The organism is Mesorhizobium sp. M3A.F.Ca.ET.080.04.2.1, from assembly GCF_003952525.1.
Taxonomy (GTDB): Bacteria; Pseudomonadota; Alphaproteobacteria; order Rhizobiales; family Rhizobiaceae; genus Mesorhizobium.
In genome coordinates this window covers 720,933-743,289 of the sequence record NZ_CP034451.1, presented here as the reverse complement: position 1 = coordinate 743,289, position 22,357 = coordinate 720,933, and the positions used below count along the sequence as shown (strand labels likewise).

25 protein-coding genes are annotated in these 22,357 nt (G+C 63.0%); 13 read left to right on the top strand and 12 right to left on the bottom strand.

Annotation, left to right across the window (positions count from 1 at the left end; translation table 11 throughout):
* Positions 1–23: 23 nt before the first annotated feature.
* Positions 24–1,253 (bottom strand): GNAT family N-acetyltransferase, encoded by a 1,230-nt coding sequence (locus EJ074_RS03500; RefSeq protein WP_095807288.1) that lies wholly within the window; start codon positions 1,251–1,253, stop codon positions 24–26.
* Between the two features lie 92 nt (positions 1,254–1,345).
* On the opposite strand from EJ074_RS03500, the gene EJ074_RS03495 reads away from it, so the two are divergent.
* A complete protein-coding gene (locus EJ074_RS03495; RefSeq protein ID WP_129552774.1) occupies positions 1,346–2,404 on the top strand; it encodes a polysaccharide deacetylase family protein in 1,059 nt (352 codons plus the stop codon).
* 16 nt (positions 2,405–2,420) lie between these two features.
* Here EJ074_RS03495 and EJ074_RS03490 read toward each other — a convergent pair whose 3' ends face one another.
* A complete protein-coding gene (locus EJ074_RS03490) occupies positions 2,421–2,636 on the bottom strand; it encodes a DUF2842 domain-containing protein (protein WP_095807290.1) in 216 nt (71 codons plus the stop codon).
* Between the two features lie 154 nt (positions 2,637–2,790).
* On the opposite strand from EJ074_RS03490, the gene EJ074_RS03485 reads away from it, so the two are divergent.
* Entirely contained in the window at positions 2,791–3,882 is a 1,092-nt protein-coding gene (locus EJ074_RS03485; protein WP_095807291.1) for a COX15/CtaA family protein, read from the top strand.
* 40 nt (positions 3,883–3,922) lie between these two features.
* Here the strand turns inward: EJ074_RS03485 and argC are convergent, their stop codons facing one another.
* The gene (gene argC / locus EJ074_RS03480) at positions 3,923–4,858 is read right to left on the bottom strand and encodes an N-acetyl-gamma-glutamyl-phosphate reductase (RefSeq protein WP_095807292.1); all 936 of its coding nucleotides are present in this window, start codon (positions 4,856–4,858) and stop codon (positions 3,923–3,925) included.
* A 26-nt stretch (positions 4,859–4,884) separates the two neighbouring features.
* Positions 4,885–5,886: an agmatinase gene (speB, locus tag EJ074_RS03475; RefSeq protein ID WP_095807293.1), complete on the bottom strand. Its 1,002-nt coding sequence runs from the start codon at positions 5,884–5,886 to the stop codon at positions 4,885–4,887.
* A gap of 122 nt (positions 5,887–6,008) precedes the next feature.
* On the opposite strand from speB, the gene EJ074_RS03470 reads away from it, so the two are divergent.
* Together EJ074_RS03470 and EJ074_RS03465 are read left to right on the top strand one after the other, a co-directional pair.
* Positions 6,009–7,223, top strand: coding sequence for an acyltransferase (locus tag EJ074_RS03470; RefSeq protein ID WP_095807294.1), 1,215 nt, complete (start codon positions 6,009–6,011; stop codon positions 7,221–7,223).
* Positions 7,224–7,318: 95 nt separating this feature from the next.
* Positions 7,319–8,377 (top strand): glycerophosphodiester phosphodiesterase family protein, encoded by a 1,059-nt coding sequence (locus EJ074_RS03465; RefSeq protein WP_095807295.1) that lies wholly within the window; start codon positions 7,319–7,321, stop codon positions 8,375–8,377.
* Between the two features lie 201 nt (positions 8,378–8,578).
* Here EJ074_RS03465 and EJ074_RS03460 read toward each other — a convergent pair whose 3' ends face one another.
* Entirely contained in the window at positions 8,579–9,535 is a 957-nt protein-coding gene (locus EJ074_RS03460) for an IS481 family transposase (protein WP_129552773.1), read from the bottom strand.
* Between the two features lie 88 nt (positions 9,536–9,623).
* Positions 9,624–10,496, bottom strand: coding sequence for an aldo/keto reductase family oxidoreductase (locus EJ074_RS03455; RefSeq protein ID WP_095807296.1), 873 nt, complete (start codon positions 10,494–10,496; stop codon positions 9,624–9,626).
* Positions 10,497–10,591: 95 nt separating this feature from the next.
* On the opposite strand from EJ074_RS03455, the gene EJ074_RS03450 reads away from it, so the two are divergent.
* Positions 10,592–11,500 carry a LysR family transcriptional regulator gene (locus EJ074_RS03450; RefSeq protein WP_095807297.1) on the top strand — a complete coding sequence of 303 codons (909 nt, stop codon included), beginning with the start codon at positions 10,592–10,594 and terminating at the stop codon, positions 11,498–11,500.
* Between the two features lie 59 nt (positions 11,501–11,559).
* Here EJ074_RS03450 and rpsI read toward each other — a convergent pair whose 3' ends face one another.
* The 3 genes from rpsI to EJ074_RS03435 form a co-directional block, all read right to left on the bottom strand.
* Complete coding sequence (gene rpsI / locus EJ074_RS03445; RefSeq protein ID WP_095807298.1) at positions 11,560–12,036, bottom strand: 30S ribosomal protein S9; 477 nt, start codon at positions 12,034–12,036, stop codon at positions 11,560–11,562.
* A complete protein-coding gene (rplM, locus tag EJ074_RS03440; protein ID WP_040983169.1) occupies positions 12,036–12,500 on the bottom strand; it encodes a 50S ribosomal protein L13 in 465 nt (154 codons plus the stop codon). Before rplM ends, rpsI begins: the two co-directional genes overlap by 1 nt.
* Positions 12,501–12,862: 362 nt before the next feature.
* Complete coding sequence (locus EJ074_RS03435; protein WP_095807299.1) at positions 12,863–13,318, bottom strand: PaaI family thioesterase; 456 nt, start codon at positions 13,316–13,318, stop codon at positions 12,863–12,865.
* A gap of 148 nt (positions 13,319–13,466) precedes the next feature.
* Here EJ074_RS03435 and EJ074_RS03430 point away from each other — a divergent pair, with 148 nt between their 5' ends.
* From EJ074_RS03430 to EJ074_RS03410, 5 genes are all read left to right on the top strand, one after another.
* Positions 13,467–14,288, top strand: coding sequence for an enoyl-CoA hydratase (locus tag EJ074_RS03430; protein ID WP_095807300.1), 822 nt, complete (start codon positions 13,467–13,469; stop codon positions 14,286–14,288).
* A 41-nt stretch (positions 14,289–14,329) separates the two neighbouring features.
* Positions 14,330–15,106: an AAA family ATPase gene (locus EJ074_RS03425; protein WP_095807301.1), complete on the top strand. Its 777-nt coding sequence runs from the start codon at positions 14,330–14,332 to the stop codon at positions 15,104–15,106.
* Entirely contained in the window at positions 15,103–15,624 is a 522-nt protein-coding gene (locus EJ074_RS03420; RefSeq protein ID WP_095807302.1) for a CoA-binding protein, read from the top strand. The genes EJ074_RS03425 and EJ074_RS03420 overlap by 4 nt, the downstream gene beginning before the upstream one ends.
* Positions 15,625–15,790: 166 nt before the next feature.
* Positions 15,791–17,071, top strand: a complete 1,281-nt coding sequence (locus EJ074_RS03415) for an O-acetylhomoserine aminocarboxypropyltransferase (protein ID WP_095807490.1) — start codon at positions 15,791–15,793, stop codon at positions 17,069–17,071.
* 4 nt (positions 17,072–17,075) lie between these two features.
* The gene (locus tag EJ074_RS03410; RefSeq protein ID WP_095807303.1) at positions 17,076–17,420 is read left to right on the top strand and encodes a cupin domain-containing protein; all 345 of its coding nucleotides are present in this window, start codon (positions 17,076–17,078) and stop codon (positions 17,418–17,420) included.
* Between the two features lie 55 nt (positions 17,421–17,475).
* Here the strand turns inward: EJ074_RS03410 and EJ074_RS03405 are convergent, their stop codons facing one another.
* Complete coding sequence (locus tag EJ074_RS03405; RefSeq protein WP_095807304.1) at positions 17,476–18,723, bottom strand: cytochrome P450; 1,248 nt, start codon at positions 18,721–18,723, stop codon at positions 17,476–17,478.
* Positions 18,724–18,815: 92 nt separating this feature from the next.
* Between EJ074_RS03405 and EJ074_RS03400 the strand changes: the two genes are divergently transcribed.
* Positions 18,816–19,916 (top strand): FAD-dependent oxidoreductase, encoded by a 1,101-nt coding sequence (locus EJ074_RS03400; RefSeq protein WP_095807305.1) that lies wholly within the window; start codon positions 18,816–18,818, stop codon positions 19,914–19,916.
* Positions 19,917–19,946: 30 nt separating this feature from the next.
* On the opposite strand, the gene EJ074_RS03395 is transcribed toward EJ074_RS03400, so the two are convergent.
* A complete protein-coding gene (locus EJ074_RS03395) occupies positions 19,947–20,675 on the bottom strand; it encodes a hypothetical protein (RefSeq protein ID WP_095807306.1) in 729 nt (242 codons plus the stop codon).
* Positions 20,676–20,800: 125 nt separating this feature from the next.
* Between EJ074_RS03395 and EJ074_RS03390 the strand changes: the two genes are divergently transcribed.
* Together EJ074_RS03390 and EJ074_RS03385 are read left to right on the top strand one after the other, a co-directional pair.
* Positions 20,801–21,142, top strand: a complete 342-nt coding sequence (locus EJ074_RS03390; RefSeq protein ID WP_129552772.1) for a hypothetical protein — start codon at positions 20,801–20,803, stop codon at positions 21,140–21,142.
* 20 nt (positions 21,143–21,162) lie between these two features.
* Positions 21,163–21,690 carry a gamma carbonic anhydrase family protein gene (locus EJ074_RS03385; RefSeq protein ID WP_095807308.1) on the top strand — a complete coding sequence of 176 codons (528 nt, stop codon included), beginning with the start codon at positions 21,163–21,165 and terminating at the stop codon, positions 21,688–21,690.
* A 16-nt stretch (positions 21,691–21,706) separates the two neighbouring features.
* Here EJ074_RS03385 and EJ074_RS03380 read toward each other — a convergent pair whose 3' ends face one another.
* Positions 21,707–22,291, bottom strand: a complete 585-nt coding sequence (locus EJ074_RS03380; protein WP_095807309.1) for an ankyrin repeat domain-containing protein — start codon at positions 22,289–22,291, stop codon at positions 21,707–21,709.
* Positions 22,292–22,357 lie beyond the last annotated feature (66 nt).

The following is a 22,357-nucleotide window of genomic DNA, read 5'->3' as shown; positions in this document are numbered from 1 at the left end:
GGCCCGCGCCGCGATCGTGACGATCAGGTATCGTCGTTGGCAGCAGCAGGCGCGGGCTTGCCTGCAGCCTTCCGGCGCAACATCTTGGTCAGCTTCCAGACCGTCTGATTGTTCTTGATGAAGACCTTTGCCCGCGCGCCTTGCCGGACTCCTATCGCCAGCGCTCGGCCTTTCAGCGTCAGTGGGGCGAGAACTTCGAAATGCTGCACTGCGAGGTCGCACCAAAGCCGCTTGTAAGGCTCGTCGCCGACCGAGAAGTCGTAGACGCCGAAACCTTGCTCACAGGCTTCCTGGATATTGTCGAAGAACAGATAGTCGCCGGGGCTGGTGAAAGCGAGATCGTCCTCGGCGATTGCGCCGAATTCGCAGATGAGGCGCTTGCCTGAGCGGCTGGAGCCGGTGACGGCACGAAGCTTGCCGGCGACCTCCAACCCATGCAGCAGGAAGGCCGGCCTTTCCTCCGCAAGCGCATCGGCAAACAAGGCGCGAAAGAAGGCACGCACGCCTTGCTCGCCGAACACGTTGGCGATGCCCATTTTGCGGAAACGCTGCTCCTTCATGTCGTAGAAGGCGTCGAGCAGCCTGTCGACCTCGTCCCGTGTGCGCGCCGCGATGCGGCGGAAGGTGCCGACAGCCTCGAACTTGCGCGTCTGCGAGCGGTGCTTCTTGCGCTTGCGCTTGCCGCTTGCGCGCGCCAGCAGCGCGTCGAACCCGCCGGCGAGATCGACAGCGAGAGCGAGGTTCGGGCTCGCAAAATGGGGCAGCGCCGCGAGTGGGTTGGCAACGCCATCGAGGTCGGGAAGCAGCCGTTCAAGCGAAACGAGATCGATATCCCGCCGTGCCTCGGCAATGGCGCTAAATAGGGAGCGGATCGCCGGGCCGTCGATCCTTGGCATTTGGCGCATGTCTGCTGCGGCGAAATTGCCATTGGCGTGACGGCCGCCGGCGAAGCGGGCGACTTTGAATGGTCCGCGGCTCACGACTTCCAGTCCCAGCGATAATGCCGGTCTGCCGTCCATGATCAAAGTTGCGATGACGATGTCGGCATCGGTCTTGCTGACCCAGTTGCGCAGCCAGCACGGGCTCTGTGCCGGGGCGAACAGCGCCGAAGCGCAGAATTCGGTATAGCTGGCCAGGCCGGCGCCATCGCTCACCAATGTCGCAAGGCCGTCCCGGATTGAGGCGAGCGGGCGTGGTGGGGCTTCGTTGACCGCGACCCGATTGCCGTCAAATGACGCGTTAGCGTCAACCATACCTCAATCCTTAAGACGTATTGGTTTCCGACTTGCGGGTTCGCGTAGGCGCAAATCGTGCGTGGATGAGCCTAGGCGTAAAAGGTGAAGGAATGATCGACGGGGGCGAGGCAATCCGGAAACTGGCGCTGAACCTTGCCCGCTACTCCGGCCTTGCCCCGCTGGCGCGGCCGTTCGTCGGCGGCGTCGGCGCCATTCTGATGCTGCACCGTGTGACCGCGACACCGGAAAAGCCGAACGGCGTCAACCGCCACCTCAACATCGCGCCAAGCTTCCTCGATGTCCTGATCTCCGGCATCAAGGCCGACGGTTACGATTTTGTCAGCCTGGAGGAGGCGATCGAGCGCGTAAAGGCCGGCGGCATGAGAAATCCGTTCGCCGCCATCACCGCCGACGATGCCTATCGCGACAACATGACCGAGGCGCTGCCGGTCCTGGAACGCCACGGCGCGCCGATCACCATCTATGTCGCTCCGGGCCTCATCGACGGCGCCGCCGATCTCTGGTGGGACGTGATCGAAGACATCGTCGATGCGAGCGCGAGCCTGTCGCTGACCACCGCGAGCGGCCCCGCGACGATCGACTGCTCGAGCCCCGCCCGCAAGCTCCAGGCCAACGAACGCCTGCATGCCTGGCTGACGCTCGAGGTTCGCGAGCAGGATCAGGGCAGGGCGCTGCGCGATCTGGCGCGTTCGAACGGAATCGAGCTCGGCACGGGCCGTCCGGGCACGTTGATGAGCTGGGATGATATCCGCGCCATGGCGGCGCATTCGCTGGTGACGATCGGTGCGCATACAGTCAACCACCGTAACCTGAAGCGGCTGTCCGAGGCGGACGCCCGGCACGAAATCGGCGACGTCAGGTGCATCCTGAAGGAAAAGCTGGGCGAAGAGCCGCGCCACCTCGCTTACCCTTACGGCTACGCCAGCGCCGTCGGCTGCCGCGAGGTAGGCTTCGCCCGCGACGCCGGGTATGCCTCCGCAGTGACAACGCGGCACGGCGTGTTGAAGGCTGAGCATGCCGGCTTCCTGCATGCGCTGCCGCGCATTTCGGTCAACGGCCGCTATCAGAGCGTCGCACATATCCGCACGATGCTGTCGGGCGTGACGACGCCGCTCGCCAATGCCGGCAAGATAGTCGTGACCGTCTGACTGCAGGGACGCCGTTTCAGCGCTTCGGCCGCGGCTCCAAGATCAGCCATTTGATGATGCCCATCGCGGGCAGCACCCAGAGCAGGCCGCTGAGCAGAAAGAACAGGAAGTGAGCCGTCGCGCCGAACTCGGCGAGCCGGGTCACGGCGATGGCCGAAGCGACCAGCGCATAGATGATGACCAGGGCGACCAGCAGAATGGTGCCGATCAGTTTCTTCAGGCGAATGGGCATGTCGCGGTCCCGTTGAGCCGTCTCGCTTAGGCCGAACGGAAGGCGCACGCAACCATCGACCTGCAGCGCGACGGCGTGCCGCGCTGACCGGTCTTGCCAGCCGCACGGTCATGGTCCACCAATCGCGCGGTTCAAACTTGCCGGGATATCGCCCATGGCTGCCGTCACCGCTGCCGCCCCTTATGCCGCCCGCGATCGCGACCTGCACAACCGGGCGCTGGTGCGCGGCTGGCTCTACGTCGTGCTGCTCATGCTGTTCGTGCTGGTGGTTGTCGGCGGCGCCACCAGGCTGACCGAATCCGGCCTTTCCATCACCGAATGGCAGCCGATCCACGGCGTCATCCCGCCACTCAACGACGCCGAGTGGCAGGAAGAGTTCCTGCGCTACCAGCAGATCCCGCAATATGCCGAACTCAACAAGGGCATGAGCATCGAGGCCTTCAAGTCGATCTTCTGGTGGGAATGGGCGCACCGCATTCTTGCTCGCGTCATCGGCTTCGTGTTTGCCTTGCCCCTGATTTTCTTCTGGGCGACGCGGCGTATCGAGGGCGGCCTTGGACGAAAGCTCGTCGGCATCCTCCTGCTCCTCGGCCTGCAGGCCGCTATAGGCTGGTGGATGGTGGCGTCGGGTCTGGTCGATCGCGTCTCGGTCAGCCAGTACCGGCTGGCGACGCACCTGACGATCGCGGCCCTGATCTTCACCGCCACCATGGTGGTCGCGCGAGGCTTGGCGCCGCATTCAGAACCGGCCGCTGACCGCTCGACCCAACGCCTTGCCGGGTTCATCGTGCTTCTGGCCCTGATCCAGATCTATCTAGGGGGCCTTGTCGCCGGGCTCGACGCGGGCCTCAGCTACAACACCTGGCCGCTGATGGATGGCAAGGTGATCCCGTCCGATCTTCTGCTGCTCGAACCAGCCTGGCGCAACTTCTTCGAGAACCCGAAGACGGTGCAGTTCGTTCACCGCCTCGGCGCTTACACGCTCTTTATCGTGGCGCTATGGCACATGATCGCGACATGGCGCCGCCGGCGCGGCACCACGCATGCGCGCCGCGGCGCGCTGTTGTTCCTGCTGGTGCTGGCGCAGGCATCGATCGGCATCGGCACGCTGCTGATGCAGGTGCCGTTGCATCTGGCGCTGACCCATCAGGGCTTCGCCCTGATCGTTCTCGGTTTCGCTGCCGCGCACTGGCGTGGCACCAAGGGTGCCTATCCCTTGCCGCACGAGGTCAAGATCGGAAGCTGACATCTCGACTTCCCAGCACCCTGGGAAGAAGCATTGCTGCTCAGCGCTTGATGCCGAGCATCAGGTCCAGGTTCTGCACAGCAGCCCCGGAGGCACCCTTGCCGAGATTGTCGTAGACGGCCATGAGCAGCGCCTGCGCGCGCTCGTCATTGGCGAACACATAGACCTTCATCCGGTTGGTGCCGTTATAAGCCTCCGGATCAATCTCCGGGACGCGCTCCGTGTGGGTGTAGGGCGCGACTTCGACAACGCCGCCGTCGATCGAGGCGAAATGGTCGGCGATCGCGGCATGCAGTTCCGCGCCTGTCGGAACCCGCTTCAGGCCGCCGAGCTGCAGCGGCACGACGGTGATCATGCCTTGCGCGAAATTGCCGACCGCCGGCTGCATGATCGGATCCTGCGACAGCTTCGCATAGGTCCTTAGCTCCGGCACGTGCTTGTGCTGCAGAGTGAGGCCGTAGGGCAGGAATTCCGGCGCGTCCTCGCCCTTGCCGACATAGTCCTCGATCATCGGCCGGCCGCCGCCGGAATAGCCGGAAATACCGTTGACAGCGACCGGAAAGTCGGCGGGCAGCAGGCCGGCCGAAACCAGCGGACGCAGCGTCGCGATCGGGCCTTGCGGCCAGCAGCCTGGATTGGCGACGCGTTTCGCCCCGGCGATCTTCTTTGCCTGGTGCTTGTCCATTTCGGCAAAGCCATATTCCCAGCCTTCGGCCACGCGATGAGCGGTCGAGGCGTCGATGACCTTCGTGGTGTCGTTCTCGATCAGCGACACGCTTTCCTTGGCAGCTGCATCCGGCAGGCAGAGGATCGCGACGTCCGCGGCATTGAGGAATTCGGCGCGCGCCGCAGCTTCCTTGCGGCGCTCGGCGGGAATGGAGATGATCTCCAGGTCGTCGCGGTCGGCCAGCAGCGCCCTGATCTGCAGGCCTGTCGTTCCATGCTCGCCGTCAATGAAGATCTTCGGTTTCGTCACTTGTCAAATTCCTTGCGAATTCAAGACTATATACCGTGTGCTTCATGCAGCACGGCTTGATTGCCATTGTTCAAGTCTTCAAGCCGTGCCTTTCGCTCGGCCACCAAGCCGAGATAGTGCATGGCGATGATCGATCCCGCGATTGCCGTTATATCGGCATGATCGTAGGCCGGCGCAACCTCGACGACGTCGGCGCCGACAATATCGATCTGGCCGAGTTGGCGCAGCGTCGACAGCACCTTGGCCGAGGATGGGCCGCCGGCTACCGGCGTGCCGGTGCCTGGCGCGAAGGCCGGATCGAGGCAATCGATGTCGAAGGTGAGATAGGTTTTCCTGCCGCCGGTGCGCTCGACAATCGCGTAAGCAATATCGGACGCCCGCATTTCCTCAACCTCGTGGCCATAAAGGATCTTGATGCCGAACGTTTCCGGCGCATGCGTGCGGATGCCGATCTGGATCGAGCGGTCGGGATCGATGATGCCTTCTTTCACCGCCCGAGCGACGAAAGACCCGTGGTCGATGCGCTTGCCGTCGTCGGGCCAGGTGTCCTGATGCGCATCGAACTGCACCAGCGCCAGCGGTCCATGGATCGCCGCATGCGCCTTGAGCAGCGGCCAGGTGACGAAATGATCGCCGCCGAGCGACAGAAGGAAGGCCCCTGATCTCAAGATCCTGGCCGCCTCGCGCTCGATCGTGCCGGGTGTCTTCTGGTGGTTGCCGCTGTCCAGAAGGCAATCGCCATAATCGACGACCGAAAGATGCTCGAACAGGTCGCGCGAGAACGGGTATTGCGGATCGTTGTCGAGGATCGCCGAGGCGCGCCGGATCGCCTGCGGCCCGAAGCGGGCGCCGGGCCGGTTGGTGACGGCGGCATCGAATGGAATACCCCACACGACAGCGTCCGCGCCCTTCACATCCTTGGTGTATTTGCGCCGCATGAACGACAGCGCGCCGGCATAGGTCGGCTCGAAGGAGGCACCGGTCCGGGAGCGGGCTGTGAAGGCGTGGTCGATGTTCTTGTTCGGCATCGCGTGTCCTCAGGTCATCGGGCAGCCACAACTACAGAACCGGCACGCAACATGCCAGTCACAGCTTACGGAGACGGAATGGTGCTTCCTCGGGTGCCATTGCAACACAGGATTGTACCATTATGACTGAGGCCGCCTTGCTCAATCTCGCGCCCGCACCGGCGGCCGCCCGCGCCGGTACGGTGGCAGGCGAGCGTTTCAAGGTGCTTGATTCCTGGCGCGGCATTTGCGCGCTGCTGGTGGCACTGTTTCATTTTCCGACGACGTCGATGATTTCGCGGAGCACCTTTGTCGGCGGCTGTTATTTGTTCGTGGACTTCTTCTTCGTGCTCTCGGGCTTTGTCATTGCCGGCTCCTATGCCAGCCGGCTTGGCGAGCCGGGCGCGCTTGCCCGTTTCGCGCTCGTGCGCTTTGGCCGCATCTACCCGTTGCACCTGGTGATGCTTGCGGCCTTCGCTGCATTCGAGACGCTGCGGCTTGTGCTGCCGGCGCTGCGCGGCACGGGTGCGGCGCCCTTCACCGGCGGTTTCGACTTGAGAAGTCTCGCTGCCAATGTGTTCCTGTTGCAGGGCATGGGCGTCGAGGATCATCTCAGCTGGAACGCACCGAGTTGGAGCATTTCGGCCGAGTTCTTCGCCTATCTGCTGTTTGCCGCCGTCGTCTTCGCGGCAAGCGGGCGCGCCTGGATATGGTTCATCGCCGCAGCCATGACCGCGCCGCTCTTCCTGCTTGCCTTCTCGACGCGTCATATGGACGTGTCCTTCGATTTCGGCTTCATCCGCTGCCTTTACGGCTTCTCGCTCGGTGCGCTGCTTGCCTGGTTTCAGCACGATTCCATTGCAGAGGCGCGAGAGGCGCTCGCGGACGGGGCAGGGCGTATCGCCTGGACACTGGCTGAGCTTGCCATGATTGCGGTGATCGGGGTCTTCGTCTCGGTCGCCGGGTCAAACGACGCCGGCATCGCAGCCCCGGTTGTCTTTGCGCTGGCGCTCTATCTCTTCGCGCATGAGGGTGGCTGGATCAGCAGTCTACTGCGCAGCCGTCCGATGCTCCTGCTCGGCTCGCTTTCCTACTCGATCTACATGGTCCACATCTTCGTGCAGGCGCGCATGATCAATGTCGGCGGTCTGATCGAGCGCAAGCTCGGCCTCGGAATTGTCGGCGACATTGCACTGCGCGGCGATCAGGTGACCGGCTTCGGCCTGGGCTCGCCCTGGATCGGATTCGCGGCACTGATGACAATGTTGATCGGCGTTATTGTTTCTTCCTGGTTCACCTGGCGCTTCGTCGAAATGCCGGCGCTGGCCTGGTTCCGTCGCCTCGCCAAGCGGGTTTGAGAGGCCTTCCGCTTGAACAGCTAGCCGGCTTCGTTCACCGGCCTGTCATGGGCATCGCCTAACCGGGTGCCGACCCGGAACGGAGCGATTCCCCGATGCGAACCCTCTGGCTGAGCCTCATTTTGTCTGCCACGCTTGCTGCCGTCTGCGGCCAGGCTTTAGCCGGCGAGACACGCACTGCCCAAATCCTCGATCGCTTCGGGCATGCCAACCAATGGCGCGACCATGTCATGATCGCAGCCCACCGCGCCGGCAGCATGCAGGCCGGCAAAACGCTCTATGCCGAGAATTCGCTCGCCGCGGTCGAAGGTTCGATCGAGGTAGGCGCAGAGATCGTCGAGGTCGACGTCAGGCGCTCGAAGGACGGCGAGTTCGTCATCATGCATGACAGCTGGCTCGACCGCACCACCACCTGCAAGGGCGAGGTGGTGAACTACACGCTTGCCGAACTGAAAAAATGCCGGCTGGTGGTCGAAGGCACCGATGCCGTGACCAATGAGACGGTGTCGACGCTGCGTGAAATGCTGACGGCGACCAGGGACCGGATCCTGATCAACCTCGATAACAAGCTGGAGGTGAAGGATCTGCCCGGCATGATCGCGGTTGCCCGGGATCTCGGCATGACCGATCAGGTAATCGTCAAGGAGAACCTTTGGAGCCGCCAGCGCATCGACGCGGCCCACACAGCACTTGCCGAGGCTGGCGGCGGCTTCCAGTTCATGCCGATTCTTGCTGATGATGCCGTGCATGACGCGGGTTTCGCGCACGAAGTAGGCCGGGCGTTCTCCCCCCGGGCGGTCGAGCTGATCAACTGGCGCAACGGTGCCGAGATGCTGACCGCGACCGGCGGCCCGCTGTTCAGCACCCGCATGCGCGCGGAAGCGGTGAGGGGTGATTGGCACCTCTGGGCCGACACTTACGCCATCGTCAACAAGCCGGGCGGCTATCTCGCCGGCGGCCGCGGCGATGAACTCGCGGTCGCCGCCGGCATGCCACGCGAAAGCTGGGGCTTCTGGGCCGACCGCGGCGCCACCATCATCCAGACCGACGAGCCGAAAGCGGCCATCGACTGGCTCACAGCCAACGGTTATCGGGTGCCTTATTCGACGGACGTGAAACCGGCTGAGCCGGCGCGTACCGCCAGTATTAATTAGAGCACGGCGCGGACACCGCCGATCTCCCCCCTCGTGGGGGAGATGCCCGGCCGGGCAGAGGGGGGCGCTGTCCCGCCGGCCTGTCCGGTCAATCGCTGCTTGCATTTCGGGGCATTTCGCTCACCTCGGGCCTTCGTGTTGGCGTTCCTTCGCGCCCCCCTCTGGCCTGCCAGTCATCTCCCCCACAAGAGGAGAGATTAGCTAGTTGTGGAGCCTCAACAGGTTGTCCTCGGTTAGAGCGAGGCGACTGATAGGTGTTTTGGACTTTAGGCTCCCGTGGGGACGGTGCCAATTGTATCTGTGCAGCCAGACCGGCAACTCTGCGGCGCGGTGATCTGAAGTCGGATAAGCGATGGCATAAGCCCATTCGCGCAGTGCTGTCTGGATGAAGCGCTCGGCCTTGCCATTGGTCTTGGGTGTATAGGGTCTTGTCCTGACGTGCTTGAGGCCGAGATCGCGGCAGGCCTTGGCGAAGGCCTTTGATCTGTAGCAGGAGCCGTTGTCGGTCATGACGCGGGCTATCGTGACGCCGAGGCTGGCGTAGTAGGCCACCGCCGCCTTGAGGAAGGCGATGGCGCTTTCTTTTTTCTCGTCGGGCAGGATCTGCGAGAAGGCGATGCGGGAGGCGTCGTCGATGCAGACATGGACGAACTCCCAACTGCTGCCGCGCGAGCTGGCATTGCCGGTGCGCTTGCCGGTAATGCGATGACCGATGCGCTCGAAACGACCGAGCTTCTTGATATCGATATGGATCATCTCGCCAGGATGCTCGCGCTCGTAGCGTCGGATCGGCTCGGCCGGTTCGATATCCCGCAACCGCGACAGTCCGGCACGCTTGAGAACCCGGCTAACGGTGGCGGGCGAGACGCCGACCTCATGGGCGATGTGCTTGCCGGTCCAACGTTGCCGCCGCAGCGCCATGATGCGCTCGGCGATCAACGCAGCGGTGGCCTGCGGCATATGGGCGGGCCGCGAGGAACGGTCGATCATGCCGGCCCGCCCTTCGGACTTGTAGCGCTCGACCCAGCGCGCCACGATCTTGGCCGACACGCCGTAGACACGCGCCGCATGGGCTTTGGAGAAAGCGCCTTCTATCACCGACAGCGCCATCTCCTCTCGACGCAGCGGTGTGAGACGGGCATTCTTATGGATGTTCATTCGGATCCTCCGATGGATGCTGAAGCGTGGTAACTCCAGTCTCCTCGGTCCGGTCCGAATGGACAACCTCCCGAAAGCTCACAGCTAGTCACGCTGCTTTGGCGACTCCGTCCAACTCGCTCAACACCTCGTCCGTCAATTCGAGCTCCGCCGCCGCCAGGTTCTCCCGTAGATGCGCGACCGATGACGTACCTGGGATCAGCAGGATGTTCGGCGCGCGCCGCAGCAGCCAGGCAAGCGCCACCTGCATGGGTGTGGCGCCGAGCCGCCCCGCGACACTGGACAGTGTCGAGGACTGCAATGGGTTGAAGCCGCCGAGCGGGAAGAACGGCACATAGGCGATGCCTTCACGGGCAAGCTCGTCGATCAGCACGTCGTCGTTCCGATGCGCCAGGTTGTACTGGTTCTGCACGCAGACGATCTCGCAGATCCTGCGGCCCTCCGCGATCTGTGCGCGGGTGACGTTGCTCAAGCCGATATGGTGCACCAGACCCTTGCGCTGCAGTTCGGCCAGCACCGTCAGCGGCGCCTCGATCGAACCCTCGGCGGGGCCGTGGATGCCGAACATGATGCGCAAATTGACCACGTCGAGCATGTCGCGTCCGAGATTGCTGAGGTTGTCGTGCACGGCCCGGGTAAGTTCCTCCGGTGAATAGGCCGGCAGCCAGGACGCGTCGTTGCCGCGGCGGGCGCCGATCTTGGTGACGATAGTGAGCTCGTCGGGGTAGGGCGCCAGCGCTTCGCGGATCAGCCGATTGGTGAAATGCGGACCGTAATAGTCGCTCGTATCGATATGATTCACCCCGCATGCCACCGCCTCGCGTAGCACGGCGACGGCTGCGTCATGGTTCAACGGTGGGCCGAACACCCCTTTGCCTGCAAGCTGCATCGCTCCATAGCCGAGTCTGCGGACTGGGCGGTCACCAAGCTTGTAAGTACCCGATTTGTCGATGCTGGACATGCTGCTTCTCCTTGTCGCTCGAATAGGGAAATAAGGCATGTTCGCTGTTTCGATAATTGCCTATAATCGAGACAGCTTGTGCGGAATGTCGAACAATGGCCGACTTCAATGATCTCCAGGCATTTCTGGCGGTGGCCCGCGCCGGTGGCTTTCGCGAGGGAGCACGCACAACGGCAAGCAGTGCTTCGGCGCTGAGCGAAGCGATCCGGCGACTGGAAACGCAACTAGGCGTCAGACTATTCAACCGCACCACCCGCAGCGTGGCCCTCACCGATGCCGGATCGAGTCTGCTGGCACGGCTCGGCCCCGCGCTGGGTGAGGTCGAGGCAGCGCTCGATGTCGTCAACGGTTTTCGCGATCGGCCCGCCGGGACCTTGCGCCTCAATGTGCCGATAAGCGCCTCACGGCTGGTCCTGCCCAAGATCGTACCGGGCTTTCTGGCTGCCAATCCTGCCATTCGCCTGGAGGTGATCGCCGAGGAGAGTTTTGTCGATCTGCTGGCAGCCGGTTGCGATGCCGGCATCCGCTATGACGAGCGGTTGGAGCAGGACATGATCGCGGTTCCGATCGGCCCGCGCGTGCAGCGCTTCACCACCTCCGCGGCGCCGGCCTATCTCGAACGGCATGGCCGGCCACAGCATCCGCGCGATCTGCTCAGCCATGCCTGTTTGCGCGGCCGCTTTCCCAGCGGGGCAATGACGCCTTGGGAATTTGAGCGGGACGGCGAAGTGGTACGGGTGAATCCTACGGGACCGTTGGTCGTTGGTATCGGTGGCGGTGTCGATCTCGCGGTCGATTCAGCGATCGCCGGCGTTGGCATTCTGTGGCTCTTCGAGGATTGGGTGCGCCCGCATTTCGAGAGCGGCGCGCTCGAACCTGTGTTGAAGCCTTGGTGGCAGAGCTTCCCGGGGCCCTTCCTGTATTATCCCGGCCGGCGTCTGGTGCCTGCACCGCTGCGAGCATTCATCGACTACATCAAGTCACCGGCCGGACGCGGCCAATAACTGCGCCAAACAAAAAGGCCGCCCGGAGGCGGCCTTCGAGAAACTTGCATCCAAAACGCTTAGCGCTTCGAGAACTGGAAGCTGCGGCGGGCTTTCGCCTTGCCGTACTTCTTGCGCTCGACGACGCGGCTGTCGCGGGTCAGGAATCCGCCCTTCTTGAGCACGGAGCGCAGCGCCGGCTCGTAGTACGTCAGCGCCTTGGAGATGCCGTGACGCACTGCGCCCGCCTGGCCCGAGAGGCCGCCGCCGATGACGGTGGCGACGATGTCGTACTGGCCGGCGCGGTTGGCTGCGACGATCGGTTGGTTGAGGATCATCTGCAGCACCGGACGCGCGAAATAGCTCGCGAATTCCTTGTCGTTGACGATGATCTTGCCGGAACCCGGCTTCACCCAGACGCGCGCGATGGCGTTCTTGCGCTTGCCGGTGGCATAAGCGCGGCCCGACTTGTCGAGCTTCTGGACATGAACGGGCGCGGCCGGCTGCGCGGCGGTCGTGACAGTCCCGAGTTCTGCGAGCGAGGAAAGCTCAGCCATTACGAGGCCCTCTTGTTCTTGGAGTTCAGCTTTGCCACGTCGAGCGTGACGGGCTGCTGGGCGGTGTGCGGATGCTCGGCGCCTGCATAGACGCGAAGATTCTTCATCTGGCGGCGGCCAAGCGGGCCGCGCGGAATCATGCGCTCGACGGCCTTCTCGACGACGCGCTCGGGGAAACGGCCCTCGAGCAACTGGCGCGCGGTGCGCTCCTTGATGCCGCCGGGGTGGCCCGTGTGCCAGTAGTAGACCTTGTCGGTGTACTTCTTGCCGGTGAACACCACCTTGTCGGCGTTGATCACGATGACGTTGTCGCCGTCGTCGACATGGGGGGTGAAGGTGGGCTTGTGCTTGCCGCGCAGATGGTTGGCGATGACAGTGGCGAGGCGGCCGACGACGAGACCTTCGGCGTCGATCAGCACCCACTTCTTCACCACATCCGCAGGCTTCTGCGAAAAGGTAGCCATGGTTTTGCTCTCGGGTTGACCTTCCTATCCGCAAGGACATGAAAGGCGTTTCTTGTTGCTTGGATTGACGGAGCGGCTAGAGCCATCCGCCAATAACAAAACGGCGGCCGTTGCGGGCCGCTGCTTCGGAGGGGCTTATAGGCGAGAGTACCGGGTACGTCAAGGCGCCGGAAAACTCTGTCGCTTGCGTTAAATCAAGCAAAAACAGTTCGTTATCTCTATGGTATTATTTTACCGCAAGCTGGATTCCGCGTCAATCGCCTGCCAGATCTAATCTATCGTTCCGGGAGGGTGATCCCGAAAGTGGGTGTCCGGCTTGGCAACCAAGAGAATAGCCTATCCCTTTGGAAATATACCCAAACCTAGGGTGACGCTCGCTTCGGCGGGATCGAATAGGTGCCTGTGGCATGCGCCACTGTGTGCCGGTCCGGGCCGGCGACCATGTCAATATCGAACACCATCAGGCTCTTGCCGAGCTTGAGGATGCGGCAATGGCCGTCGATCGGACCGGCCTCTGCCTTACGCATGAAATTGATGTTGAGGTTGGTGGTCACCGAAAGCGCATCCGGACCGGCATGAGATAGCACACAGACATAGCCGCCGATGTCCGCCAGCGTGAACAGGGACGGACCGGACACAGTGCCGCCAGGACGCAGATGCCGGTCGTCGGCATTGAGCCGCACGGTGCAGCCGCCGGGAAAAACCTCCAGCGCCTCATAGAAGGAGAACTGGTCGTTGAGCTGCGGATAGACGCTTGCCATCAGCCGGTTGACCTCCGTCGCGGTGAGCACCGGCTTCAGATTGGTTTGGGCAGGCATCGGCGGCGTCCTATATGATGCTGTAAGGCAGGGCGGCTGGACCAAATGATGTCGAGCGAGAAAACACGCCTCGCGGCTGTTCTTCAATCGGCAGCGTGCTAGTTCTGTTGCTCCATGCCCAGCGAGCGCTGATCAAGAGGGTTTGAAAGTGGCTGAAATCGTCGCCATGAAGCCGGCCGCCGTCGATGGTTCGGTTCTTGTCAGCCGGGACAATGGCGTATTGCGCCTCACGCTTGCCAGTCCGCCGGCCAATGCGCTGTCCTTGGCGACGATGGCGGCGCTGCAAGCCGAATTCGATTGCGTGAAGGCCGACAAATCCGTTCGGGTCATCATACTGGCGGCGTCCGGCAAGGTTTTCTGCGCCGGCCACGACCTCAAGGAAATGACCGCGCACCGCGCCGACGCCGATCGCGGCCGCGCCTTCTTCGAACAGACCTTCGCCGCCTGTGCGGGTTTGATGCAGACGATCGTTCGTCATCCGAAGCCGGTGATCGCCGAGGTCGATGGTCTTGCCACGGCGGCCGGGCTGCAGCTTGTCGCCAGCTGCGACCTTGCCATTGCCTCGCATGAGGCGACCTTCTGCACGCCGGGTGTGAACATCGGCCTTTTCTGCTCGACGCCGATGGTGGCACTGTCGCGCAACGTTTCGCGCAAGCAGGCGATGGAGATGCTGCTCACCGGCGAGACGATCGATGCCGCGACCGCCAAGGAATTCGGCCTGGTCAACCGCATCGTGCCGCGCGAATATCTGAATCAGATTGTCAACAAATACGCGCAAACCATTGCCTCAAAATCATCTTTGGTGGTCAAGACTGGCAAGGAAACCTTCTACGCCCAGGCCGAAATGGGGCTGTCCGACGCCTATGCCTACGCCGGCCGCGTGATGGTGGAGAACATGCTGGCGCGTGACGCGGAGGAAGGCATCGGCGCCTTCATCGGCAAGCGCAAGCCAGAATGGACCGATGAATAGCAGGCCCGATAGCAGCGCTTTCCCATCATTGAAGGTTCGACGTGCCTGCCCGCAAGCAACTGACACGGCTGAAAGCGCCCTATCTGAAACGCATCCTGCTCGAGCCGTCGCGGGTGGCCGATTGGGACCGATACCCCTGGAATCTTCCAATCTTTCAGAGCCGTGAGTTCGAGTTCGAATTCTCGACCGCCATCACTATCATCGTCGGCGAGAACGGCACCGGTAAATCGACGCTGCTGGAAGCGATTGGTGCTTTGGCCGGTTACGACGAAGCCGGCGGCGGCAAGGGCTACAGGCCGGTCGACCATTCCACCGCCATCGACAAGAGCGGCGCCGCACTCGCCGATACATTTCGGGCTCATTGGCTGCCGAAGGTCACCGCGGGTTGGTTCTTTCGTGCCGAATCCTTCTACTCCGTCGCCCGCTACCTCGACCAGGCGGCGCTGGATTCTGGCGGGGCACCTCCGGATTTCCTGTCATGGTCGCATGGCGAGGGCTTTATCCGATTCTTCCAGGAGCGCTGCCGCCGGCAGGGCATCTACATCCTCGACGAGCCCGAAAGCGCGCTCTCACCGACGCGCCAGATCGAGTTGCTCAAGCTGCTCCAACGGATGGAGCAGTCCGGCACCGCACAGGTGATCATGGCCACGCACTCGCCGTTGCTGATGGCCTGTCCGAATGCGCGGCTCTTCCGCGTCACCCGCTTCGGCCTTGATCCGACCGATTTTGGAGACACCGATCATTTTCGCATGATGCGCGACTTCTGCAGCGATCCGGCTGCCTTTCTCGCCGAAGCGCTGTATGAGGACGAGCCATGAACCATGACGCGTACGACAACAATTACATTGCCGGTATCCTCAACTCGGTAAAGACGATCGCCATGGTCGGCGCATCGCCCAACGATGTGCGGCCGAGCTATTTCGTGCTGAAATATCTGCTGGCGAAGGGTTTTTCGGTATTCCCGATCAACCCTGGTCATGCCGGCAAGCAGATCCTGGGCCGCACCGTCTATGCCAGCCTGGCAGACCTGCCGCAGCCGGTGGACATGATCGACATTTTTCGCGGCTCGGCGGCAATTCCGGGCATCGTCGACCAGGTGCTGAGACTCGATCCGCTGCCGAAGGTCATCTGGATGCAGCTTGGCGTGCGCCATGACGAGGCGGCCGCTCGCGCCGAGGCCGCCGGCATCAAGGTGGTGATGAACCGCTGTCCGAAGATCGAATATGGCAAGCTGTCAGGCGAGATCGGCTGGACCGGCGTCAATTCCGGCGTGCTGTCGTCGAAGAAGCCCCTGATGCGACAGGGCTTTCAGAGCTTCGGCGTGCGACAGAAGTAGACGCGCGCCGCAAAATTATTCCGGAAGGAGATGGATTTTTCCGGGCGTTCGGCGCAGATCCAGCGCCGAAAGGTATTTTCTTCTTTGCATTCACGACCGCGCTTGGCCAAGAATGCCCGACGATTTTTGCAAGGTCGATTTTCGCAAGTTTGAGAGGGAGGCTTCGATGACCCGTACGCCCGGTTTCAATACGCTCGCCGTTCACGCCGGCGCCAAGCCGGATCCGGCGACCGGCGCGCGTGCCACACCGATTTATCAGACCACCTCCTATGTCTTCGACGATGCCGATCACGCCGCCTCGCTGTTCGGGCTGAAGGCCTTCGGCAATATCTACACCCGCATCATGAACCCGACGCAGGCTGTTCTCGAGGAACGCCTTGCTGCGCTCGAGGGCGGGACCGCGGCGCTTGCGGTTGCCTCCGGCCACGCCGCACAGGTGCTCGTCTTCCATAACCTGATGCAGCCGGGCGACAATTTCATCGCAGCCAACAAGCTTTATGGCGGTTCGATCAACCAGTTTGGCCACGCCTTCAAGAATTATGGCTGGGAGGTCCGCTGGGCCGACGTCAACGATCTCTCGACCTTCGAGACCCAGATCGATGACAGAACCAAGGCGATCTTCATCGAAAGCCTCGCCAATCCCGGCGGCATCTTCGTCGATATCGAGAAGATCGGCGATGTCGCGCGCAGACACGGCCTGCCGCTGATCGTCGACAACACGCTTGCCTCGCCCTATCTGGTGCGGCCGATCGAGCACGGCGCCGACATCGTGGTGCATTCGTTGACCAAGTTCATCGGCGGCCACGGCAATTCGATCGGCGGCGCCATCGTCGACGGCGGCACGTTCGACTGGTCCAAGTCCGGGAAATACCCGATGCTGTCGGAGCCGCGCCCCGAATATGGCGGCCTCGTGCTGCACGAGACCTTCGGCAACTTCGCCTTTGCCATCGCCGCGCGCGTGCTCGGCCTGCGCGACATCGGCCCGGCGATCTCGCCCTTCAACGCCTTTCTGATCCTGACAGGTCTTGAAACGCTGCCGCTGCGCATGCAGCGCCATTGCGACAACGCAGTGAGCGTCGCCGCCTGGCTTTCGAACCATCCGAAGATCGCGTGGGTGAACTATCCCGGACTGCCGAGCGACAAGAACAACGCGCTGCAGAAGAAATACTCGCCGCAGGGCGCCGGCGCCGTGTTCACCTTCGGCCTCAAGGGCGGATACGAGGCCGGCGTCAAGTTCGTCGAGGCGCTCGAACTGCTTTCGCACCTGGCCAATGTCGGCGACACCAAGTCGCTGGTCATCCATCCGGCCTCGACCACGCATCGTCAGCTTTCCGACGAGCAGAAGATCAAGGCCGGCGCTGGACCGGACACGGTTCGGCTGTCGATCGGCATCGAAGACGTCAACGACATCGTCGCCGATCTCGAGCAGGCGCTCGACAAGGTCTGATCGCATGGCGGCCTTCCTTGAAGTCAATACCGAAACCGTGGTGCCGGAGGTCGGCGCTCCGGCGCCGGACCGGTTGATCTCCGGGGACCCAAAGTTCCGCACCTGGAATGTCGAAGAACGGGACGGCAGTCTTTATGCCGGCATCTGGGAAGCGACGCCCGGCAAATGGCGCATCGCCTATGACGAATGGGAGTTCTGCCACATCCTGTCGGGCGTATCGGTGATCACTGAAAATGGCGGCGAGGCGCGCACCGTGCGCGCCGGCGACAGTTTCGTGCTGAGGCCCGGGTTCCAGGGCACCTGGGAAGTGCTCGAGACGACCCGCAAGGAATATGTGATCAAACTCTAAAGGGACGGTCGGCAGCGGCTGCCGTGTACCCCTCGGGGTGAAACAGACCTTGGCATCAGTAGCCGACAGCCAGCGTTTCCAGCCCATGAAAGTGATAGGTGTCGCGGAAGCGCGGCGTGTCCGCCAGACGCAGCTTTGGCAGCCGGTCAAACAGCGTTTTCAATGACACCTGCAGTTCGAGCCGCGCCAGCGGAGCGCCGATGCAGAAATGGATGCCGGCGCCGAAGGAGACGTTCTTCTGGTCCGTGCGCATCGGGTTGAACCTGGCCGGCTCGGCAAACGCCAGAGGGTCATGGTTGGCCATGCCGAGCAGCAGCGCGATCTTCTCGCCGGGCTTGAGCAAGATGCCCGGAGCAACCTCCATCTCTTCATAGGCGTAGCGCAGGAACATGTGCAGCGGCGCATCGAAGCGCAGGCATTCCTCGACAGTGGCTGCGTTTGCTTCCGGCGTAGAGAAGAAGCGACGCGGGTCGCCGCCCTGCGCCAGGATTGAACGCACCGCGTTGCCGGTCTGATGCACGGTAGCCTCGTGCCCGGCGTTGAGCAGCAGGATCGCCGAGGAAACCAGCTCGTCTTCGGAAAGCTTCTGGCCATTGTCCTGCGCCTCGATCAGCAGCGACAGCAGATCGTCACCCGGTTTCCTGCGCCGCTCGGCGACATAGCCGCGCAGGAACGTCGCAAACTCGCGGCCGGCGCGGTTGGCAGTGTCCTCGACCTCGCGCGTGCGGCCATGCATGTACATGGCGACCATCCGATGCGACCAGTCGAGCAGTTGCGGGCCCATCTCCACCGGGACGCCGAGCATTTCGGCGATGATGGTGATCGGCAGGGGCGAGGCGTAGGACGGCAGAAGGTCGACGCCGCCAGGCTCGAACCGGTCGATCAGTTGGTTGGCCAAGGTCTCGATGCGTGGTCGCAGCCGCTCGACCTGGCGCGAGACGAAGGCGCGGTTGACCAATGTCCGCAGCCTCGTATGCACCGGCGGCTCGAGTTCCAGCATTGAATTGGCCTCGATCGCATCGAAAGCCGCGAGGTGTGAACGATCATCGCCGACCCCACGGCTGTCGGGAATGCCGGCCGGGTTCTGGCGTCCGAAGCGGCGGTCGCGCAGCAGCCGGTTGACGTCGTCGAAACCGCCAAAACACCAGTAGCCGTAGTCCTCCCAGAAGAAAGCGTTCGAGGCCCCGTGCAGGAAGGCATAGGCCTCGTATGGGTTCTGCACGAATCCCGGCTCGTGCGGTTCGAGGCGCAGGCGGCTCCTGGCTGGATCAAAGGCGAGATAAGGAGGCATCAAATCGGTCATGCCAGATGATTAGCGCGCCTTGCCTGTCAGTCGCCAGACCGTATGTTGGCCGCCTCTGCCTTTGAGTTCAGCCAGCGGGAAGGAAGTCATTGATGAATGTGATCGTGGTTGGCGCGGGCATCGCGGGGCTTTCCACCGCCTGGTCGCTGGTCAAGGCCGGCCACAGCGTCTCGATCGTCGAGCAGGGACCGATCCCAAATCCGTTGGCGGCCTCCGGCGATCATCACCGCATCATCCGCCGCGCCTACCGCGCCGGCACCGGTTACGGCCAGCTCATCAGCGAAGCCTATGAGGCGTGGAATGAGCTCTGGACGGATCTCGGCGAAAGCCACCTCGACCCGCGCGGTTTTCTCTGCATCTCGTGCGAGCCTGGCGACAAGGCGGAGGAATATCGTGAGGGCATGGAAGAAGGGAACTATCCGTACGACCTGTTCGAGCCGGAAGCTGCCGTCGAACGCTGGCCATTCCTGGAGCCGGGGGGATTCCGCTATGTCTTTTTCTCGCCAGATGGCGGAGCCTTGCACTGCCGCAAGATCGCATCGGGCCTTGCCGCCTGGCTGCTCGCCAATCGCGCCAATGTCTATGAGAAGAGCAAGGTGGTCCAAGTCGACGCGGAGGCCGGCCGCATCACGCTTGCCGGCGGTGAGACGATGCAGGCCGACAGGATCGTCGTTACCGCTGGCGCCTGGGTGCTGAAGCTGTTTCCGGAACTGGGCGGCGAACTGCGGACCTATCGCACGGCGCTCGCCTATGTGGACCCGCCGGCCGACCTCAAGGCCGCGTGGGAGGTCGCGCCCATGATCCTCACCGGTGGTACCACCGACGGCTACATGATCCCGCTGACGCGCGGCGCCGGCATGAAGTTCGGCTCCGGCCTGCACAAGGTGCCGACCAGCGACGCCGACTGGAACCGCCAGCCGGTGCCGGGCGAGGGCGAGGTGATCCGCAACCTGTTCTCGCCACCGATCGCCCGCATCACGGAATACAAGGTGACCGAGGTCGTCACCTGCGCCTACACATTTACCGAGGACGAGAAATTCCTGGCTTACGAGAAGGGCAAATGCCTGGTCGTCTCGGCCTGCTCGGGCCATGGCTACAAGTTCGGCGCGAGCGTCGGCCGGCGTGTGGCGAAGGCCGTGCGCGACGGCGACGTGGCTGGCCTGAAGCGATGGCTGCGGGCTGAAACAGCTTGAACTGAGATCCGGGCGGCGCTTTCACGCCACCTAGTGCCCCGGCTTGAGGATGCCTGCCACCTTGGCGACGATTGCCGCATCGAGCGCCTGCCAACTGCCCAACAGCTCGCGCGGGAAGCGATAGGTGAGGCTGAGGTCGTCGCCGACCTGGATGTCGCGCTCGCAGGGCGCCAGCGATTCCTCCGCACTGGGCCCGCTCAGACAGCGGGCGACGAAGGGATCCTTGCCCGGCCGGTCGGCGACCGCGAGCACCTCGTTGAGATAGCCTGATTTCTCGGTAAAACCATAGAGCGTCGTTCCGCCCGGTCCGGACGTGCCCGGCTTGACGATCAGGGCGCTGTAGATCGGCGCGAAGCGGCCGCTCATGTCGCGTGACATCATGCGCGGCTCGAAAGACATAAAGATGATCTTCTTGGTCGCGGCGTGGTTGAAGTCGTCGCGCGCGGCGCTGCTGTAGCCGTCCATTTCGGGATAGCGCAGATAGAGGTCGAGGCGCGAGGCGATGCCGTCGACCCTGGCCTGCTCGAAGCGGATGTAATTGGCCGGCACTGCGACGACGTTGTTGCCGATGACGATCTGGCGGACGGACGTGTCATCCGTGTAGCCCGCCATGGCGATCGATCGGCCCAGCCACTTCCCGCTGACGCTGATTGCGACCGAAAGCAGTGCGAGCGCCGCGAAGGCGTAGAACACCCGCTTCATGAAAGCAGAATCCACGACCTCGAATTCCGGATTGTCGGCGGCGGCTGCCTTTTTCATCACAATCCTCGATCCAATCCCGCGCCTCTCGAAGTGTCCTTTGCCGGCACAGCAGGCACGGCATGGCTTTTGCACTGCGTCCTGCGATTGCGACTGTGCGATTTCATGGTAAACGGTTGGTAAAGATGGGCTCCGCAGGACTGTTTCTCTACGCCTTTGCGGTTGGCCTCACGGCTTGCGGCCTCGCGGGCTCCGCCATGGAACTGGTCTGTGGCCGCCGGCTGGCCTTTGCCGAGCCTTATGTCTCGCCCGCTCACATCCTGCGCTCGCTCGCGGCAACCGCCTGCGCCGGCCCCTTCATGCTCACCAACGAGGCGCTTGCCGCCCGGCGCGAAGGACGTATCAGTGCGCTGGCGCTGTTGTCATGCGGCTGCACGGCGCTCGCCTGGGCGCTGGCGCTCGGCGTCCTCATCGCCATTGCGTCCTGGGCCTCCGGCAACCTAGGGTCTTTCGACGTCTCGGCTTGAGACGATTCGGGAGACGGAAGATGCCGGTCTATTCGATCGATGGCAGAGCGCCTCAATTCGAGGATGTTGAAACCAACTGGATCGCGCCGGACGCCACGTTGATCGGCGATGTCAGGGTTGGTCGCAACGCCGGCTTCTGGTTCGGTGCGGTCATCCGGGGCGACAACGAGCCGATCATTATCGGCGCCGACACCAATGTGCAGGAACATACGGTCATGCACACCGATCCCGGCTTTGCTCTGACGATCGGGCAGGGCTGCACGATCGGCCATCGCGCTCTGCTGCATGGCTGCACCATCGGCGACAACAGCCTGATCGGCATGGGCGCCATCGTGCTCAACGGGGCAAGGATCGGCAGCAATTCGCTGGTCGGCGCCGGCGCTCTCGTCACCGAAAAAAAGGTTTTCCCGGACAATTCGCTGATTGTCGGCTCGCCCGCGCGCGTCGTCAGGGAACTGGACGCTGCAGCGATCGCCCGGCTGCGCGGCTCGGCCGCCCACTATGTCGCCAACGGCAAACGCTTCAAGGCAGGGCTGAAGGCGGTCTGACGCAGGTCCGCACTGCTCAGCTCTCGCGCTGGGAACGCCGCTTCAGAGTACCCGAACTGCGCTCGTTCATCGCCGCACGCAGAAGTGACGCTCCGGCTTCAAAACCCGCCTCGTCAGCGCCTTGCAGCGCAGTTGCACAGTCGTCGATGCGAGTTCTAAGCGAAGGATCCGCGCCCGATACCAGGAGCAGGCGGATCGCCTCGGCGTCGCGCAGCGACACCGCATAATGCAAGGGCGTCCAGTCGTTCACGCCGCGCATGTTGGGATCCGCGCCATGGTCGATCAGCATGCGGACGATGTCGTGCTTGTCCGGCCGCTCTGTCGACAGCGCCGCAATGATCGACGGAAAGCCGGCATGATCCTCGTAATTCGGGTTCGAACCGGCATCGAGCAAGGTCGCGATGAAGGCGAGCGGGCTCCAGTAGACCGCATATTCGAGCGGATGGCCAAGGCCGAGCTCGAACGGCATTCTCTCATCGTACCAGCGCGGGGAGCCGCCAAGCGCTCTGCCAAGCCCATCGAAATCGCCCGTCTTGAACGCGTCGTCTATGGCCTTGAAAAGGCGATGACGTTCGCAGCGATCGTCAGGGATTTCCAGCATGAAGCAAGATCCGACAACGGATTGGACGGGCTCATTCTGCTCCCGTCGGGCTCACCCATAAAGAGC